The sequence below is a fragment of the Nocardioides sp. genome (assembly GCF_044226765.1).
Lineage (GTDB): Bacteria > Actinomycetota > Actinomycetes > Propionibacteriales > Nocardioidaceae > Nocardioides.
The window spans coordinates 229,124-243,691 of the sequence record NZ_JBGAGJ010000005.1 but is presented as its reverse complement, the minus strand read 5'-3'; the positions used below and the strand labels follow the sequence as shown (position 1 = coordinate 243,691).

Below are 14,568 nucleotides of genomic sequence, written 5' to 3'. Positions count from 1 at the left end.
GCAGGAGTGACGACGGTGGACCGGGACACCGACTTCACGGCGTACCTCGCGGCGCGGCAGGCCCGGCTGCTGCGCACGGCCTACCTGCTCACCGGCGACCAGCACCAGGCCGAGGACCTCCTCCAGACCTCGCTGGCCAAGCTCTACCTGGCGTGGGACCGGGTGCAGGACCGTGGCTCCGTGGACGCCTACGTCCGCCGGATCATGGTCAACGAGAACAACTCGCTCTGGCGCCGGCCGTGGAAGCGCCGCGAGGTCGCCAGCGACAGGCTGCCCGACTCCCGCGGGGTCCACGACGCGTACGACGAGGGGCTCGGTGCGGCCGTGTGGGCGGTCGTGCAGACGCTCCCCCGCCGGGCGCGGGCCGTCGTCGTCCTGCGCTACTACGAGCAGCTGAGCGAGGCCGAGACGGCTGAGGTGCTCGGGATCTCCGTCGGCACCGTCAAGTCCCAGACCAGCAGAGCCCTGGCGGCCCTGCGCGATCGAACACCGGCAGACCTCGACCCGACCCTGCGGCCGGCCAGCGGGGAGGAGCAGTGATGAGCGAGCAGACCCTCGTCCGGGAGCTGGAGCGCCGCGCCGGCGACGTGCACGGTGCACCGCTGACCCTCGACGCCGTGCGGGGCCGGGCCCGCTCGATCCGGCGCCGTCGCCGTGCTGCGGCGGCCGGCGCCGTGGCCGCCGTCGTCGCGCTGGTGCTGGTGCTGCCGGCCGTGCTCGGCGGCCACCACGAGCGTGCCGTCGAGCCGGCGCCGGCCCCGCGCGGGCACACCGCGGTGCTGCACGACGGCGTCGTCACCCGCGCCGACGGGTCCAGGGTGCGCATCGGCGTCGACAGCGCCGATGTCACGAACTTCGCGGCGCTGGCCGACGGGCGCGTCGTCGTCGCGCTGCAGCAGCCCTACGCGGTCCGGGTGTACGCCGCCGACGGCTCCCGGCAGGCGCAGTACGCGGTGCAGGCCAACGTGGTCACCGCGAGCAACGACGGGACCGCCGTCGCCTGGGTGGCCGAGGACTTCACCATCCGTGTCCTGCGCAGCGGCGTGGCCCGCCCCGTCGAGCGTCCCGGCATCCCGATGCCCGGTGAGGCCGTCGGGACGATCGACGCGGTCGTGGACGCCGACCTCCTGCTCGTCGGCGACGGCGCGCGGACGACCAGCGGGGTGACACCGGACGGTGAGGGGTCGGTGGTGCTCCCGACCGGCCTCCCGCGCAACGCGCGGGTCAGCGACATCAGCCCCGACGGGACCCTGTGGGCGCTGGACTTCGTCCCGGGGCCCGATGAGCAGTTCGGCTGCGCCGGGCTCTTCGACCTGGACACCTACGAGGTGGTCGCCCGTACCTGCGAGACCTCGAGCCTCCGGTTCTCCCCCGACGGGCAGCACCTGCTCGGCACGCGGGGAGACAACAACATGGTCGGCGAGGTCCAGGTCCTCGACCTCGATCTGAAGCGGGTCTGGTCCTCGCGGCTCTCGGGCGCGGTCGTCAGCCGGTCCGCCTGGGCCGACGACGACGAGGTCCTCCTCGCGACGACGGACCTGTCCGGCCGGGACTGGCAGCTGGTGCGGGAGCGGGCCCTCCCGCCGCTGGACGACCTCGACCCGGTCGTCGTGGACGGGCCGGCACCCGGCGGCAACCCCGAGATCGTGGCCGAGTACCAGTTCTCGGACTAGGTCCTGACAGTCGTGATGCTCACCGTGCGCCCGAGCGCACCGTGGGCATCACGACTGCTGCCGTGGCCTCGCGATCAGACCAGGACCTCGGTGACCGGCAGCGAGGAGTCGGCGGGGAGGTCGAGCGACGAGGGCGTGCGACCGCGGGCGACCATCTCGGCGCCGAGGGCCGCGACCATCGCACCGTTGTCGGTGCACAGGCCGGGGCGCGGCACGCGCACCCGGATGCCGCGCGCGGAGGCCCGCTCCTCGGCCATCGCGCGCAGCCGCGAGTTCGCGGCGACCCCGCCGCCGATGAGGATGGCGTCGATGCCCTGGGCGGCGGCGGCGTCCACCGCCTTGCGGGTGAGCACGTCGCACACCGCCTCCTGGAACGACGCCGCGACGTCGGCGACCGGGACCGGCTCGCCCGCCCGCTCGCGCGCCTCGACCCAGCGCGCGACGGCGGTCTTGAGACCGGAGAACGAGAAGTCGAACCGGTGCCGCTCGAGGTCGCGGCGGGAGGTGAGCCCGCGCGGGAAGTCGATGGCGACGCCGTCGCCCTCGCGGGCCGCCCGGTCGATGTGGGGGCCACCGGGGAACGGCAGGCCGAGCAGCCGGGCGACCTTGTCGAAGGCCTCACCCGCTGCGTCGTCGATCGTCGACCCGAGCGGGTCGACGCCCGAGGTGACGTCCTCGACCCGCAGCAGGGAGGAGTGCCCGCCGCTGACCAGCATCGCCAGACAGGGCTCGGGCAGCGGCCCGTGCTCGAGCTGGTCGACCGCGACGTGCGCGGCGAGGTGGTTGACGCCGTAGAGCGGCTTGCCCAGCCCGATCGCGAGCGCCTTCGCCGCGGCGACCCCGACCATGAGCGCACCGGCCAGGCCGGGACCGCTGGTGACCGCGATCGCGTCGACGTCGTGCAGGGCGATGCCGGCGGTCTCGCAGGCGCGCTCGACCGTCGGCACCATCGCCTCGAGGTGCGCCCTGCTGGCGACCTCGGGGACGACCCCGCCGAACCGGGCGTGCTCGTCGACGCTGCTCGCGACCGCATCGGCGAGCAGGGTGTGGCCGCGGACGATCCCGACCCCGGTCTCGTCGCAGGAGGTCTCGATGCCGAGGACGAGGGGCTCGCTCATGGGCACATCCTCACACCTGTCTTCCCATCCGATCCGGGGCGGGCGTACGTTGCTCCGGTCAACCATCTGCTCGACCGCCCTCCACGACACAGGAGCACCATGCGACTCTCGGGACGCACCGGCACGCGCGCGCTCGTCGCGGCCGTCTCATCCGCCACGCTGCTCGTCGGCACCGCCGCGACCGCCACCACCACCTCAGCCCACACCGCGGGACGCGACGACAGCGCGCTCACCCCGCGCACGCACTTCGTCGTGCACCCGCTGAACCCCGACGGGTCGACGCCCAAGCCGCCGGCGAACGGCGAGGCGATCCCCAACATCGACTCGGTGAAGTCGACGATCCGCACCTACTACCACGCCACCAACGGCATCGCGGACAAGTCGAGCTCCCCCTACATCACCGAGCTCACCGGCATCGAGCAGTCGATCCTGGACCAGCTGCCCGACCCGTCTCCGGCGGACCATCTGGCCGTGGTCTTCGACGCCGACGACACCACGCTGTGGACCTACGACATGGAGGACGCGGCGATGCACTTCAACTTCGACCCGGCTCTCCAGAACACCTGGGTCCAGCAGGGCCTCTTCCCGGCGACCCCGGGGATGCCGGCGCTGGTCCAGGAGGTCGAGGACCGCGGGTACGACGTCTACGGCATCACCGGCCGTAGCGCGAGCCAGGAGCAGGCGACCCTCGACAACCTCGCCGACGTCGGCTACGACGCCTTCGACGCCGACAACTTCTACACGAAGTTCGACAGCAGCACCCCGAAGCCGGACTGGCTGGACTGCCACACCAGCACCGACCCGAACGACGACCCGGCCAAGTGCACGACGGTGGAGTACAAGTCCGGCACCCGCGCGCACATCGAGTCGACGGGCGAGACGATCGTGCTCAACGTCGGCGACCAGTACTCCGACCTCCAGGGCGGGCACGCGCAACACAGCGTGAAGCTGCCCAACCCGACCTACTACCTGCCGAGCCCCGACGTCACCGGCGCGCCGGAGAGCGACGCCGACCTCACGCTGCCGACCGCCTTCGACATGGCCGCCGACGGCTCGAGCGGGCTGACCACGCCGGGTGACCACATCCCGAACATCGACAACGTCAAGGCCGAGATCCGCGCCTACCACGGCGCTACGAACGGGATCGCCGACAAGACGAGCTCGCCCTACATCAGCCAGATGACGCGCATCGCGACGGTCTGGCGGCACAAGCTGAGCGTCCTGTGCAGCCAGGGAGTGAAGAAGCGGCAGCACCCGGCCGTCGTGTTCGACGCCGACGACACGACGCTGTGGACCTACGACATGGAGGACGGGGCGATGAAGTTCAACTTCGACCCCACCCTGCAGAACACCTGGGTGCAGGAGGGCCGGTTCCCGGCCACCCCGCGGATGCCCGGCGTGGTGCTCGCCGCCGCCAAGGCCGGCTGCCGCATCGTCGGGCTGACCGGTCGCAACAACGCCCAGCGGGTCGCGACGCTCGACAACCTGGCGCGCTACTACCACGACGGCGCGGGCAACCCGCTGTTCAAGTCGGCCTACTACTTCACCAAGTGGACCAGCAGCGACACGCCGCCGGCGTACGTCGACTGCGGACTGGACGGCAACCCGGCCACCTGCTCGACGATCGACTACAAGGCGTCGACGCGCCGGCACGTGCAGGACGGGCTGCACCTGCACATCGTGGCGAACTTCGGCGACCAGTTCAGCGACCTGATCGGCGGCTACTCCGACCGGGTGGTCAAGCTGCCGAACCCGACCTACTACCTGCCGTAGGAGCAGGTCGGACCCAGGCCCCGACGGAGGACGACCGCGGTGGCGCCGTCGCGGTAGTAGCGGCGGCGCCGGTCGACCTCCACGAAGCCGTGCGCGGCGTAGAACGCCAGCGCCGACGCGTTGTCCTCGCGGACCTCCAGCAGCAGCCGGTCGGCACCACCCTCACGGGCGGTGCCGACCACGGCGTCCAGGAGGGCGGTGGCGAGGCCGGTGCGCCGGTGGGCCGGGTCGACCGCGATCCGCTGCAGCTCGGCGATGTCGCCCGCCACGCTCGCGACCGCGTGCCCGACGACCGCCCCGTCGACCTCGACCACGACGTAGGAGACGGTGGGCAGGTCGCCGGCGACACCGTCGGCCACCAGCGCCTGCGACCAGGCGTCCGGGCCGAGGTTGTCGCGCTCGAGCGCCGCGATCGCCGGCACGTCGGCGGTGGTGGCGGGGCGGACGGTCACGAGACGCGCTTGGGCGCGTGCGGGATGGCGGCGTCCGGCCGGCGCAGGTAGAGCGGCTCGGGGTCGCGCAGCTCGGCGAGCTCCTCGGCGACCGTCCGGGCCAGCCAGCCGGCGCTCGGCGCCGTCGGTCCGACCTGCAGCGGGAACGCCTCGGGGTAGAGCCCGACCCCGGGCCCGACCGCCGGGCCGTCGTCCGCGAGGTCGGCCGGCTTGCCGACCACGGGTCCGTCGAGGCGGACGCCCTCGGCGTCGTACGCCGCCAGGTAGACCTCCTTGCGCCGAGCATCGGTCACCACGACGAAGTCGCGGTCCACGGCGCGCGTCGCCACGGCCTCCACGGCGAGCACGTCGAGCGAGCACACGCCGTAGACCGGGACCTCCAGCGCGAAGCCGAGGGTCCGTGCCGTCACCAGGCCGACCCGGAGCCCGGTGAAGGGTCCCGGCCCGACGCCCACCGCCACCGCCGTCAGGTCCTGCCGGACCAGCCCGGTCTCGCGCAGGGCCCGCTCGATCAGCGGTGCCAGCTGCTCCGCATGCTTCATCGGGCGCTCGGCGGTGAGCTCGACGACCACGTCGGCACCGTCGTGCAGGGCGACGGTGACCAGCGGCGTTGCCGTGTCGAGGGCGAGGAGCACCCGCCGAGGCTAACCCGTTACCGAATCCTTGCTGACTTGTGGATCGCCCGTGGGCCGGACGTGGGAGACCCCGCCCTAGTGTTCAGGAGTCGGTGGGGGACACGCCGGCACCCGGGAGGCCCGACGGGGGGACGGCCGGCCGGTGGACAGCTGCAGACGTCGGACACCATCGCGGAGCGTGGGGATCTGCGAACGCCTGGGGGGAGGCGACGCGGTGGTCCGACAGGCCCGCTCCGCGCGCTCGGATCCCCGAGAAGGCGGGGCGGGCCTTCTGCCGTGCCCACTCCCCCGCCCGCTGCAGCGCTCAGTCGCCCGCGAGCTCGACGACGATGTCGAGGTGGCCGGCGTGGCGTGCGTACTCCGCGACCACGTGGAAGCAGATCCACTCCAGCGTCGGCGGGTCGGCCGCGAACCGACCGCCCGGCGCGGCGACGGCGTCCAGCGGGTGCTCCCGGAGCACCGCGCGGGTGCGCTCGGCCACCGCCCACAGCTGGGCGACCAGCTCCTCGGCCGTCACGTCGGCAGCGACCACCCAGCGCCCGCCGCTGCCCTCGTCCCAGGGCTCGTCGACGCTCCAGTCGCCCCACGGCTCGGCCACGTCCTCGCCGAGGAACCCCCACACGAACCAGCGCTGCTCCATGTGGAGCACGTGGCTGAGCAGCTCGATCGGCGTCCACCCCGACGGCAGCCGCGTCGTGCGCTGCTCCCCAGGTGGGAGCCGCAGGACGCCGTACGCGACGTCGTCGCGCAGCCAGTCGAGGTAGGCCGACCAGCGTGCGGCGCCGGCCGGGCCGTGCTTGCCGGGCTCACCGTCCGCGCGGGCGACGCGCTGGTCGTCGGTCACAGGTCGATCGTGCCACTGCTCGGGAAGCCGTGCTCGATCCCCCACGCGACCGCCTGCGAGCGGGTGGTGACCCCGATCTTCCGGTAGGCCGAGCGGATCAGTGACTTCACCGTGTTGATGCTGAGGTAGAGCTCGCCCGCCACCTCCTCGTTGGACCGGCCCCCGACGATCAGCCCCAGGACGTCCAGCTCGCGCTGGGAGAGTCCGACGTCGCGTCCGAGCTGGCGCCGGCGGTCGGCCTGGTTGTCCAGGTCGGCCTGCGAGCCGTCACCGAGGTGGCCCGCGTCGAACGCCACGATGGCGTGCACGAGCTCGTCGGCCCCGATGCCGAGCGACACCGAGGCGACCGCCCCCATCGCCAGCGCCCGGGCGGCCAGGCCGGGCTGCAGCTCTCGGGAGAGCGCCAGGACCCGTCCCGGGCAGGCCTTCACCGCGGCCTCGAGGTCCGCGCCGTCCCCGTCGCTGAGCGTGAGGACGTCGAAGAGCAGCACGTCGACGTCATCCAGGCGCGAGCCGGGCCCGGGCTCGACGACACGCACCCGGTCGGCGTACGGCGCCAGCAGGCTGCGGACGCCCGCACGGACGATCTCGTGCTGGGTCACCAGGGCCACGCGGATGGGGCGGGGGCGGGCCGCGGACGGCATGCTCATCACCTCAGAGGTCGATCGCAGACCGGATTCCCGGCATCGCGCGGGCCCAAACCCGGACCGGACCAGGCGTGAGGGATCCCACGCCGGCCCCGCCGGGGGCGGCTACTCGACCCGGTTGCCGTCCGCGTCCCAGTGCTCGGCGACCTTCTTGCTCGGCTGCACCCGCGGCGGCTCGCCCGGCATCTTCGGGTAGTCGGGCGGGAAGTTGAGCTCCCCTCCGGGGAGCTCGTCCCACAGTCGCAGCAGGGGCTCGAGCGAGAACGCCTCGTCGTCGATGCTCGCCCACGGGTCGCCGTCCGCAACCCGGTCGGGGACCGTGAAGAGGTTGAAGTCGGCCGGGTCGGTCACGCCGGCCAGCTCGTCCCAGGTGACCGGGGTCGAGACGGGAGCGCCGGGCAAGGGGCGCAACGAGTACGCCGACGCGATGGTGCGGTCGCGGTTGTTCTGGTTGAAGTCCACGAAGATGCGCTCACCGCGCTCCTCCTTCCACCAGTCGACCGTGACCCCGTCGTCCCGTCGGGCGAGCTCACGGCCGAAGCCGATGGCTGCGTGCCGGACGTCGGTGAACTCCCACCGCGGTTCGATCCGGACGTAGACGTGGACGCCGCGGTTGCCCGAGGTCTTGGGGTAGCCGCGCAGCCCGAGCTCCTCGAGCAGCTCGCGGGCGACGCCCGCCACGCGGACCGCGTCGGCGAACGTGGTGCCGGGCTGCGGATCCAGGTCGATCCGCAGCTCGTCGGGGTGGTCGACGTCGGACCGCCGCACCGGCCACGGGTGGAAGACCAGCGTGCCCATGTGGGCGCACCAGACGGGGACGGCGATCTCGGTGGGACAGATCTCGTCCGCGGTCCGTCCGGACGGGAAGGTGACCTCGACGGTCTCCAGGTAGTCGGGCGCCCCCTTCGGCACCCGCTTCTGGTAGAACGCGTCGGCGTCCTTGTCCTGCGGTCCGGTCGCCAGCCTCATCCCGGGGCGGACGCCGGCGGTCCAGCGTTCGAGCGCGGTCGGCCGGTCGCGCAGGGCCCGCATCAGCCCGTCCTCGACGCTCGCGAAGTACTCCGCGACCATCAGCTTGGTCACCTCAGGGGTGCGGTCGGTCGCCTCGTAGACCACCCGGTCCGGGCTCGACACCCGGACCGCCCGGCCACCTGCCACGACCTCGGCCGCCGCTGCCTTCGCCATGCGCACGACCATAGGACACAGGTCCGACGTGGACCTCCGGCTGAGGACGGCCGTCGCCTCCAGCGTCGCCTGGTACGACGACGCGTTCGCCGCCCTCGGCATCCCGGTCGCCCGCCGGGGCGACCTCTGGGTCGCGGGCGGCCTCCACCTGCTCATCGATGCCACCTGGCTGCACCGCCCCGGTTCGACGGGCGTGATGCCCGCCGGGTGGCGGATTGTCGCGGACGCACCGTGGAGCGCCGCTGGACCGTCGGACGCGGAACGTCATCACGATCGTGGTGACAGTTGCTCGGATGTGATGACGTCCCGGCTCGGACTCGCCGACGTTCCTACCGGGGTTGACGCCCAGGACCCGGTCGGCCAGGTCGATCTTGCGCAGGTGGAGGGTGTCCAGCGCGGTCTTCTGCTCGGGGGTGTTCACCCAGCCTGACCGGGGCGGATGCCTTCACGGGCGCGGCGAGAGGACGACCACCGCGGTCTCATGCGGCCGGCGCGCGGCGTACCCCTCGAGGTTCTCGTCGACCTCGCCCCAACGGGCCCACAGGCGGTCGCGCTCGACGCCTGTGGCGCGATGGGCGAGGACCCGGCGCCGACCCTCCCGGGTCCAGACCACGGCCTCCGGGTGCGCCTGCAGGTTCAGCCACCACGCGGGCTCCGAGGCACCCCAGCCGTTCATCGCCATCGTGACCAGGTCGTCATCGTCCTCGAGGTACCCGACCACGACGCGGCGTCGGCGACCACTGCGCCGGCCGGTCGTCGTGAGCCAGAGCGCACCCCATCCGCCGGGCTTGGGTCGCCACAGCCCGACCCGACCACCGGTGAGGCGCAGGAGCAACCGGTGCCCGTGCCAGAAGGTCACGACGAACCACCGGGGCGGCAGCGGAGCCGCTCGCGAGCGACGCTTCTCGGCCACGTCTCGACCTTGCCTCCGGCCCGCGCGACGGTCCAGAGCCGAAGGTCACCGTCAGAGCAGCAGGCTCGGCTCGAACCTCGGCCGTCGGTCGGCGTCGTCCCCGGCGGGACGGACGAACTCGAAGGCGGCGGTGGTCACCAGCTCCGTCTCGTCCCGCTCCCCCAGGCCGGCCGCGCACTCCACGTGCATCGGCGGCAGGTGGAAGGCGTTGCGGCCGACCTCCTCCGGCGTACCGCGGAAGGCGATCGGCCGGCCGAGGGACTCACCGCAGACGCCGCAGATCCGGCTCAGCGCGCACTGGGTGACCCAGCGCCGGGTGGTGAGGCGCTCCGCGAGGTCGGCGAGCGGCGCCGCGCTCACGAGGCGCTCCGCATCCACCTGCCCAGCTCCTTGCGGCGCGGCGGCCGCTCGGCGTCCGACTTGCGCTTGCGCCTGCGCTCCGGAGACGGCGGCTCGGTCATCGCGGGAGCTTGGTTGCTCGACGTCATCCGGTTGGGCAGCGACAGCTTCATGATCGTGCGCAGCGCCTGTCCGTACTGCCGGTGCAGTGGTCCGGTCGTGTAGGGCAGGTCGTACTTCTCGCACAGCTCCCGCACCCGCACCGAGATCTGGGCGTAGCGGTTGCTCGGGAGGTCGGGGAAGAGGTGGTGCTCGATCTGGAAGCCGAGGTTGCCGGACATGACGTGCAGCAGCGGGCCGCCCTCGAAGTTGGCCGACCCGAGCATCTGCCGCAGGTACCACTCGGCCCGGGTCTCGTCCTCGATCTCCTCCTCGGTGAAGTGCATCGCACCGTCCGGGAAGTGGCCGCAGAAGATGATCATGTAGGCCCACAGGTTGCGCGCCAGGTTGGCCGTCGCGTTGGCGACCAGCACGGTCTTCCACTGCTTCCCGGCGAGGGCGGGATGGACCACGTAGTCCTTGAGCACCTGGTTGCGGCCCTTGCGCAGGATCTGCCGGAGCTGCCGCTTCATCTCCCGGGGGTCCTTCTCACCCTTCCGGATCCGCTCGATGTCGAGGTCGTGGAGGGCGACGCCCCACTGGAAGAGCGTGGCGAGCAGCGCGTTGTAGACCGGCTGCCCGAGGTGGTACGGCGTCCAGCGCTGCTCCCGCGCCATGCGCAGGACCCCGTAGCCGATGTCGTTGTCGTAGCCGAGCACGTTGGTGAACTGGTGGTGCACGTAGTTGTGGCTGTGCTTCCACTGCTCGGCCGGCTGGGCGGTGTCCCACTCCCAGTTGGAGGAGTGGATCTCCGGGTCGTTCATCCAGTCCCACTGCCCGTGCATGACGTTGTGCCCGATCTCCATGTTCTCGAGGATCTTGTGGAGCCCGAGCAGCGTGGCGCCGGCGATCGCCGCGGGCACGCGCGTCCGCCTGGACTGCGTCCCCAGCAGCAGGATCACCCGCCCGGCCACCGCCAGGTAGCGCTGGATGCGGATCAGCCGGTTGATGTACGCCGCGTCCGCGTCGCCGCGCGACTCCTCGATCTCGGCGCGGATCGCGTCGAGCTCGCGGCCGAGCTGCTCCACCTCCTCGTCGGTGAGATGGGTGTACTCCTGGACGTCCGAGATCGCCACGTCGGTGTTCCTTTCGTCTCACTGGGTCTCGAGACAGGCGCAGAGCGCCTTCCTCGACCGGTGTGGATGGTCAGATGTCGAGGGTGCAGTCGCCCACGGCGGCGGTGACGCAGGTCTGCACCTGTTCGTTGGGCTGGTCGAACTCCTCGCCGCTGCGCAGGTCGCGGACCCTTCCGCTGACCAGCGTGAGCGTGCAGGTGTGGCAGATGCCCATCCGGCAGCCGTAGGGCATCCCGACGCCGGCCTCCTCGCCGGCCTCGAGGACCGTGGTCGCGCCGTCCGCCTCCACGGTCTTGCCGGAGGTGCGGAAGGTGATGGTGCCGCCCTCGCCGCCGTCCCCGCCGAGGTCGAGGGAGAACCGTTCGAAGTGGAGCCGCTCCTCCAGGCCGGCCCGCTCGAAGTGCTCGGTGATCGCGTCGAGCATCGGGGCCGGCCCGCAGGCGTAGGTCTCGCGCTCGCGCCAGTCCGGGCAGATCGTGTCGAGGTCCGCCAGGTCCAGCATGCCCTCGGTGTCGGTGTGCAGCCGATGGACGGTGAGACCGTCGTGCTCGCGCTCGAGCCGGTCGAGCTCGTCGCGGAAGATCATCCGCTCCGGCGTGGGCGAGGAGTAGTGCATGACGACGTCGGGCATGGCCGCACCCCCGCGTCGGGAGCGCCGGTCCATCGTGCGCAGCATCGCCATCACCGGTGTGACCCCGCTCCCGCCGACGAGGAAGAGCATCTTCGCCGGCGGCGGCTCGGGCAGCACGAAGTCGCCCTCAGGCCGGGCGAGCCGGACGATCGTGCCCGGCTCGAGGCCGTTGACCAGGTGGCTGGACAGCTTGCCCTCCGGCATCGCCCGCACCGTGATCGCGATGGTGCGCCCGTCCCGCCGTGGCGGGGAGCTCACCGAGTAGGAGCGCCACTGGAAGCGCCCGTCGACCTGGACCCCGATGCCGACGTACTGACCGGGCCGGTGGTCGTAGCGCCAGCCCCAGCCGGGCCGGATCACGAGCGTGGCGGCGTCGTCGGTCTCGGGACGGACCTCTTCGACCCGCCCGCGCAGCTCGCGCTGGCTCCAGAGCGGGTGGACCAGGTGGAGGTAGTCGTCGGGGTGCAGCGGGGTCGTCAGCTTCGCACCGGCGCCCCGGATGCGCTCCCACGAGATGGTGGCGGCCATGCGATCCCAGTGAACAGGTGTTCTCTCACTGAGTCAACGCCCGGAAGGGTGGCGCGCGCCACGCCTCTCCCCCGGCCGCGCCCTCAGGAGCCCGGCGACGTGCCGAGCTCCGCCAGCGCCCGTTCGAAGGCCCGGCCGGCGGCCCGCCAGGGCCCGGACGGTCCGTCCGGGCCCACCAGCCCGAGGAGGTGCGGGGTGAGGTCGGCGCTGAACCCCTCGCTGGCCTCGCGCGGCAGCAGCGACGGAAGGTTGTCGATCGCGATGACCTCCAGCGCCGGGTGTCCCCCGCCGCCGTCGACGAGTCGCCGGACCGGCTCGCGCCAGGTGGTGACGGCGGTGTTCACCGGCAGCATGTTGGTCGGGCCGGTGACGTCGCAGGTGACGTCGGCCAGCACGCGCAACCGGCGCTCGTGGTCGAGGTCCGCCTGCTCCACGAAGGGCGTCGTGGGCGTGTGCGTGACGACGCAGTTGACCAGCAGGTCGTGGCCGAGCAGGGCCTGCTTGTGCAGGTCGCGCGTCTCCTGGCGGTCCCACCGGGTGGCCGGCAGCCCGGCGGTCGTCAGGGCAGCCTGCGCCCCGCGCCCGGACCGGCCGTGCGCCCCGGTCACCAGCGCCAGCAGCTCGGCGACCCCGGCCCTGCCGGCGGCCTCGAGCTCCGCGTCGAGCTCGTGCTTGGCCATCGGGGCGAGCGGCGCGACCAGCCGGCCGGCCAGGTGCAGGACGCCGAGCGCGGCGCCGACGTAGCCGGCCCAGTAGCCGAAGGCCACGACCCGCCTCCCGTCCCCGTCGGTGAGGTACTCGACGTCGAGCAGGCGGCCGCCGCCGCGCCGGAAGCGCTCCAGGGTGCTCCGGGCGCCGTCTTGGCCCTTGAAGGCGTGGGCGAAGTAGATGTGCCGGTGACGCAGGGTCGCCGGCTCGTCGGGGAGCTCCTTGATCCCGAGGACGTAGGCGTCGTGGGGCGCGTCGACCCAGGTCCCCTCCCCGACGACGGTCGCGCCGGCGGCGTCGTACTCCTCGATCGGGAAGACGCGTGACACCGACTCCTCGACCGTCACCTCGATGCCGGCGTCGAGCAGGACCGGCACGTCGGCGGGCACGAGCGGCGCCCGCCGCTCGGTGCCACGGGACTCGGACCGGACCCAGACATGGACGGGCTGCATCGGGCCAGGATGCCACCGTCAGGTCCGCCGTCCAGGTCGGGGCTGCCTTCTCCGCCCACCTGATATGTAGTGGCCGCCTGTCAAGAGCAGGGTGAGGCGCCCGTCCCGATCGTTGCGGGGCGGGCGCCTCGTGCTTCGCCGTCGTGGTTGCTGGTGAGCGTGTCGTTGGCGACGCGCGGTCAGACTGATATGCGCGGGTTGGTTACCGCAGGACGGTGCTTTCGGCAGGAGCGGGACCGCTTGTCTAGCGTCGAGCGTCGCGGACGAGGGTGTCGGCTGCTCATAGGTGTTTCGCGGGTCGCTCCACGCGCTGCCACCGGCCGCCGTGAACGACGAAGCAGATCGTGGTCGGCTACTCCTCGAGCACGGCCAGGGACCAGCACCAGCCGGCCAGTTCGCGGGCGATCGCGACGTTGGCGATGGTGGGCTTCTTCTTGCGGTCGATGAACTTCACCCACCGCTGGTGCAGCCGCCGGTTGCCCTCGTCGCCACGAACCCGAGCAGCTGCGGGGGCCAGGTCCCACCGATCCCGCATGGTCTTGCCCACGACGTAGCGGGCACGGTGGTGCCAGGCCGCCTCGACCAGTAGCCGACGCACGTGGGTGTTGCCGGTCTTGGTGATCGACCCCTGAACACGTGAGGACCCGGAGGAGTACTCGCTGGGCACCAGACCGACGAAGGAGCCGATGGTGTTGCCGGTGAACCGGTGCCAGTCACCAATTTCGACCGCAAGTGCGAACCCGGTCAGGGTGCTGACCCCACGCAGGCATCCGAGGCGGTGCACCAGGTCGGTGAACTCGGAATCGCCTGCCATCTGGCCGATCGCGGTGTCGAGCCGGTCCCGGCGAGCTTTGGCCGTCAAGACGTTCTCGTAGTCGGAGTCAAAGGTCAGCCGGGTCGCACGGCTGGTCAGCTGCGGGAGGGCTTGGTGCCGCAGCCAAGCGTCGTGCTTCCCGGTCCATGCCTGACCGCCGTAGTAGACGATCCCGTGGCGCAGCAGCAGCTTGGACAGCCGGTGCCGGGCCCGCATCAGGTCACCACGGCAGTCCTCGCGAGCACGGACCAGGTCGCGGGCGGCCTCTTGGTCCGCGGTGGGAGTCGCCACTGCGGTGATCTCGTCGAGTCGCAGCAGCCGGGCCAGGTGGACCGCGTCCTTGGCGTCGGTCTTGATCCGATCGCCCGAGGGCCTCTGCAGTTTCGATGGCGCCGCGACCACGCACCGGATCCCGGCTGCATCCAGGTGACGCTGAAGCCCGAACCCAGTCGGGCCGGCCTCATAGGTGACCGCCACCGGACCCGGCAGCTCTTCGATCCAGGACCGGATGTGCTCGTGCGAAGGGGTCAGCTTCGCTTGGACCAACTCGCCCGTGACGCCATCGATCGCCGCCGCCGCGACTGATCGTGCGTGCACGTCGAGCCCAACGCTCGTACGCTC

The 14,568-nt window shown here is 72.2% G+C and carries 16 protein-coding genes; 4 read left to right on the top strand and 12 right to left on the bottom strand.

Going from position 1 to position 14,568, the window contains the following annotated elements; translation table 11 throughout:
- The first annotated feature begins 15 nt into the window (after positions 1-15).
- Positions 16-540: a SigE family RNA polymerase sigma factor gene (locus ACILRH_RS13270; RefSeq protein WP_395693999.1), complete on the top strand. Its 525-nt coding sequence runs from the start codon at positions 16-18 to the stop codon at positions 538-540.
- The gene (locus ACILRH_RS13265; RefSeq protein WP_395693998.1) at positions 540-1,673 is read left to right on the top strand and encodes a hypothetical protein; all 1,134 of its coding nucleotides are present in this window, start codon (positions 540-542) and stop codon (positions 1,671-1,673) included. Before ACILRH_RS13270 ends, ACILRH_RS13265 begins: the two co-directional genes overlap by 1 nt.
- Positions 1,674-1,747: 74 nt before the next feature.
- On the opposite strand, the gene tsaD is transcribed toward ACILRH_RS13265, so the two are convergent.
- Entirely contained in the window at positions 1,748-2,791 is a 1,044-nt protein-coding gene (gene tsaD / locus ACILRH_RS13260; protein ID WP_395693996.1) for a tRNA (adenosine(37)-N6)-threonylcarbamoyltransferase complex transferase subunit TsaD, read from the bottom strand.
- A gap of 99 nt (positions 2,792-2,890) precedes the next feature.
- Here tsaD and ACILRH_RS13255 point away from each other — a divergent pair, with 99 nt between their 5' ends.
- Positions 2,891-4,564 carry an HAD family acid phosphatase gene (locus ACILRH_RS13255; RefSeq protein WP_395693994.1) on the top strand — a complete coding sequence of 558 codons (1,674 nt, stop codon included), beginning with the start codon at positions 2,891-2,893 and terminating at the stop codon, positions 4,562-4,564.
- Here the strand turns inward: ACILRH_RS13255 and rimI are convergent.
- From rimI to ACILRH_RS13230, 5 genes are all read right to left on the bottom strand, one after another.
- Positions 4,552-5,016, bottom strand: coding sequence for a ribosomal protein S18-alanine N-acetyltransferase (rimI, locus tag ACILRH_RS13250; protein WP_395693993.1), 465 nt, complete (start codon positions 5,014-5,016; stop codon positions 4,552-4,554). The two genes, ACILRH_RS13255 and rimI, sit on opposite strands and share 13 nt — an antisense overlap.
- Positions 5,013-5,651 (bottom strand): tRNA (adenosine(37)-N6)-threonylcarbamoyltransferase complex dimerization subunit type 1 TsaB, encoded by a 639-nt coding sequence (gene tsaB / locus ACILRH_RS13245; RefSeq protein WP_395693991.1) that lies wholly within the window; start codon positions 5,649-5,651, stop codon positions 5,013-5,015. Before tsaB ends, rimI begins: the two co-directional genes overlap by 4 nt.
- A 304-nt stretch (positions 5,652-5,955) precedes the next feature.
- Positions 5,956-6,495, bottom strand: coding sequence for a DUF664 domain-containing protein (locus ACILRH_RS13240; protein ID WP_395693990.1), 540 nt, complete (start codon positions 6,493-6,495; stop codon positions 5,956-5,958).
- Positions 6,492-7,139: a LuxR C-terminal-related transcriptional regulator gene (locus ACILRH_RS13235; RefSeq protein WP_395693988.1), complete on the bottom strand. Its 648-nt coding sequence runs from the start codon at positions 7,137-7,139 to the stop codon at positions 6,492-6,494. Before ACILRH_RS13235 ends, ACILRH_RS13240 begins: the two co-directional genes overlap by 4 nt.
- A gap of 108 nt (positions 7,140-7,247) precedes the next feature.
- Entirely contained in the window at positions 7,248-8,327 is a 1,080-nt protein-coding gene (locus ACILRH_RS13230; RefSeq protein ID WP_395693986.1) for a DNA polymerase domain-containing protein, read from the bottom strand.
- Positions 8,328-8,355: 28 nt separating this feature from the next.
- On the opposite strand from ACILRH_RS13230, the gene ACILRH_RS13225 reads away from it, so the two are divergent.
- A complete protein-coding gene (locus tag ACILRH_RS13225; RefSeq protein ID WP_395693984.1) occupies positions 8,356-8,757 on the top strand; it encodes a hypothetical protein in 402 nt (133 codons plus the stop codon).
- Between the two features lie 15 nt (positions 8,758-8,772).
- Here the strand turns inward: ACILRH_RS13225 and ACILRH_RS13220 are convergent, their stop codons facing one another.
- The 6 genes from ACILRH_RS13220 to ACILRH_RS13195 all read right to left on the bottom strand — a co-directional run bounded on the left by ACILRH_RS13220 (position 8,773) and on the right by ACILRH_RS13195 (position 14,544).
- Positions 8,773-9,240, bottom strand: a complete 468-nt coding sequence (locus ACILRH_RS13220) for a nitroreductase/quinone reductase family protein (protein WP_395693983.1) — start codon at positions 9,238-9,240, stop codon at positions 8,773-8,775.
- A gap of 51 nt (positions 9,241-9,291) precedes the next feature.
- On the bottom strand, positions 9,292-9,618 hold the full coding sequence (locus ACILRH_RS13215; protein ID WP_395693981.1) for a hypothetical protein: 327 nt from the start codon (positions 9,616-9,618) through the stop codon (positions 9,292-9,294).
- Entirely contained in the window at positions 9,597-10,814 is a 1,218-nt protein-coding gene (locus ACILRH_RS13210) for a fatty acid desaturase family protein (RefSeq protein ID WP_395693979.1), read from the bottom strand. Before ACILRH_RS13210 ends, ACILRH_RS13215 begins: the two co-directional genes overlap by 22 nt.
- Before the next feature lie 70 nt (positions 10,815-10,884).
- Positions 10,885-11,973: a ferredoxin reductase gene (locus ACILRH_RS13205; RefSeq protein WP_395693977.1), complete on the bottom strand. Its 1,089-nt coding sequence runs from the start codon at positions 11,971-11,973 to the stop codon at positions 10,885-10,887.
- An 83-nt stretch (positions 11,974-12,056) separates the two neighbouring features.
- Positions 12,057-13,133 carry a saccharopine dehydrogenase gene (locus ACILRH_RS13200; protein ID WP_395693975.1) on the bottom strand — a complete coding sequence of 359 codons (1,077 nt, stop codon included), beginning with the start codon at positions 13,131-13,133 and terminating at the stop codon, positions 12,057-12,059.
- A gap of 352 nt (positions 13,134-13,485) precedes the next feature.
- Positions 13,486-14,544 carry an IS110 family transposase gene (locus tag ACILRH_RS13195; protein ID WP_395693973.1) on the bottom strand — a complete coding sequence of 353 codons (1,059 nt, stop codon included), beginning with the start codon at positions 14,542-14,544 and terminating at the stop codon, positions 13,486-13,488.
- Positions 14,545-14,568 lie beyond the last annotated feature (24 nt).

What these genes read in the sequence shown, in the direction of transcription:
- tsaD (WP_395693996.1), bottom strand. Translation starts at nt 2,791, where the DNA reads ATGAGCGAGCCCCTCGTCCTCGGCATCGAGACCTCCTGCGACGAGACC.
- ACILRH_RS13255 (WP_395693994.1), top strand. Translation starts at nt 2,891, where the DNA reads ATGCGACTCTCGGGACGCACCGGCACGCGCGCGCTCGTCGCGGCCGTC.
- ACILRH_RS13230 (WP_395693986.1), bottom strand. Translation starts at nt 8,327, where the DNA reads ATGGCGAAGGCAGCGGCGGCCGAGGTCGTGGCAGGTGGCCGGGCGGTC.
- ACILRH_RS13265 (WP_395693998.1), top strand. Translation starts at nt 540, where the DNA reads ATGAGCGAGCAGACCCTCGTCCGGGAGCTGGAGCGCCGCGCCGGCGAC.
- ACILRH_RS13200 (WP_395693975.1), bottom strand. Translation starts at nt 13,133, where the DNA reads ATGCAGCCCGTCCATGTCTGGGTCCGGTCCGAGTCCCGTGGCACCGAG.
- ACILRH_RS13205 (WP_395693977.1), bottom strand. Translation starts at nt 11,973, where the DNA reads ATGGCCGCCACCATCTCGTGGGAGCGCATCCGGGGCGCCGGTGCGAAG.
- ACILRH_RS13235 (WP_395693988.1), bottom strand. Translation starts at nt 7,139, where the DNA reads ATGCCGTCCGCGGCCCGCCCCCGCCCCATCCGCGTGGCCCTGGTGACC.